Below are 2,411 nucleotides of genomic sequence, written 5' to 3' on the forward strand. Positions count from 1 at the left end.
CCCCCTGTTAAAACAGAAGGCGTCAAATAGAGGTAACTCATAACAGCAATGATAATCAATGCCAGTAATACAAAAAGTAGTACTATTCTCTTTTCCTTTCGATCTGAGGAAGCTCGCTCAAGACGTTTCCTGAGTAAGAGATAAAAACCCGCAAAGAGCAAATTGCCGATGAAAATCCCCGTTATCACGGTTCTGGTTTCTGCAATAAATATAGCTGAAATCATAGGAATCATGAAAACCAGCATAGAAGCCTTCAAAAGGATTTGTTTCCAAAGTGCGCTCCCAAAAAGCCTTTTAAGAGGTGTAGCGCTTGCTATGAAATAGAAGACCATCGGGAGTGCCATCCCCATGTAATCCGAGACGAAATTTGGGTTGCCTATGGTCGATCTCGCTGAAGCCCGGGTAAAAGGTTCTCCGATTTTTCCAAGAAAGAGGTCATAGCCAACATAGTAATTCAACATCGCGTCAATCGCTACCACGGTAGCTCCCATTATGAAAAAAAGCATACTCAATTCTATTTTCGTTCTCGTGTTCATCTTGTTGGACAGATAAATACCCGTCAATGGAACAAAGAGCGCAAAGAGCGCAACGTCCAATGAATATCTCAAATACTGGGGGTTGTCAATTTGAACAGAAATAAGCGAAAAAATCGCAGCTATTCCGAATCCCAGAGCAAAGAGATGAGCATAAGTATATTTGAATCTGATCTCTTTTTTCCTCAACACATTTAGCAGCAAGATGATGGAAAAGCCCACCGCATATATCAGGTGTTTGCCTGTTGAAGGTTCGTGAGTAAAGCCTTTAACGAGGAAAAGTGGTACAACAAGCAGTAAAAGAAGATATATCACAAGTTCAGCGTCGATGATTTTCTCTCTTCTTTCTCTCACTATCATCCACCTCTATCCTAATATATTGTCCAGCAATGTCATTATGATAAACCCAAAAATGAGAGAGTACGTTGAAAGCAGTTCAAATCCCCCGCTATGGGTTTCTGGAATGACTTCATCGCTTATCACGTAGAGCATCGCACCACCAGCAAAGGCCATGGCATATGGTAGCAAAGGTTTGGCAATGACAATGAGCAAAGCGCCTACTAGTCCTCCAGCGACTTCAACAGCTCCTGTTAAAAAGGTTATCCAGAACGTTTTGCCTCTTTTATACCCGGCACCTGTAAGGCTTGCAGCAACTGCTGCCCCTTCCGGAATGTTCTGAATGCCTATTGCCACAGCTATGGTTATTGCTTCTTTTGTGAAGGCTCCTACCCCGACTGCCATACCCTCAGGAAAGTTGTGAATTGTAATGGCGATAACGAATAACCATATTTTTGCCAGTTTTGAATGGGGTAACGGCCCTTCATAACCCTTTATCAAATGCTCATGGGGAGCAAATTTGTCCATAATGTGTACGAAAATTCCACCAAGTAAAAACCCTACAACAAACCTCAATGGGCCACCAAGCTCTATAGAAGGTACCACTAGACTAAAAGCAGTGGCAGCCAGCATCACCCCAGCGGCAAAACCAAGCAACATGTCCAAAGCTTTTCGGCTAACTTCCTTTCGCCATAAAAGAAAAGGTATGCCACCTAATGTGGTGGCCATTCCTGCAATGGAGCTGTATAAAATCCCTTTGAAAGCAGGACTCATACTTGTTACTCCTCCTTATGCCCCCTCTTTTTCTTCTTGCCCTTTTCGCCATAGTAGTAATAATAGTAATAGTAATAGCCGGAAGTGTGCTGGTTAACACCGTTCACCAGTACCCCAAGCAATGGGGCCCCAACGGTTCTAAGGTTGTTAATTGTTATCCTGAGCCCATCTTTAAGCGCTATACCGGGTTTTACGACTAGAACTATTCCATCCAGTTTATTTGCGATCAGCGAAACATCCGATGTCACCAACGCAGGAGGGGTATCAATTATCACCCTGTCATATCTTTCTTTAAGCGTGTTGAGAATTGTTTCCAGCTTTTTAGAGGAAAGAAGTAAAGTGGGATTTGTAGCTCTGGTGCCCATCGGCATAACATCGAGGTTATTATCATAATCTTTTACTATGGCTTGATCTAGCTCGATTTCCCCTTTTATCAGATCCGTTATTCCCTTACCACTGGTTTTTTTGGTGTCAAGTTTGAGGATTTTCTCCACTCTTGGTCTCCGCAAATCGAGGTCAATAAGTATAGTTTTATAACCGCTTGAGGCCATATAAAAAGCGGTATTTGCCGCCACAAAGGATTTCCCTTCACCTGGGCTGACAGATGTTATGGCAATGGCTTTCTTTTCTTCACCTATGAGAAAAGAAACATTGCTGGCAGCGAGTTTTATGGCTTCAGATTGAGGCGCTGTTGGATGTGAGCGCACATACAGCTCGTCCTCATTCTCTGCTAAATCTTCGATTTCAGGTATCCTTCCTATCACACTG

The 2,411-nt window shown here is 43.0% G+C and carries 2 protein-coding genes and 1 pseudogene; all 3 read right to left on the bottom strand.

Annotated features, from left to right (window positions below; translation table 11 throughout):
* Positions 1–887, bottom strand: a pseudogene (locus AC3LHT_RS05125) (O-antigen ligase family protein); the annotation flags it as partial.
* 12 nt (positions 888–899) lie between these two features.
* Positions 900–1,643 (bottom strand): ZIP family metal transporter, encoded by a 744-nt coding sequence (locus AC3LHT_RS05130; RefSeq protein ID WP_290666409.1) that lies wholly within the window; start codon positions 1,641–1,643, stop codon positions 900–902.
* A gap of 5 nt (positions 1,644–1,648) precedes the next feature.
* Positions 1,649–2,411, bottom strand: a 763-nt coding sequence (locus tag AC3LHT_RS05135; protein WP_488662167.1) for a CpsD/CapB family tyrosine-protein kinase, incomplete at its 5' end; no start/stop codon positions are given.

It is taken from the genome of Kosmotoga sp. (assembly GCF_982836095.1).

Bases quoted from the DNA above. Each gene is read 5' to 3' on its own strand.
- AC3LHT_RS05130 (WP_290666409.1), bottom strand. From the start codon at position 1,643: ATGAGTCCTGCTTTCAAAGGGATTTTATACAGCTCCATTGCAGGAATG.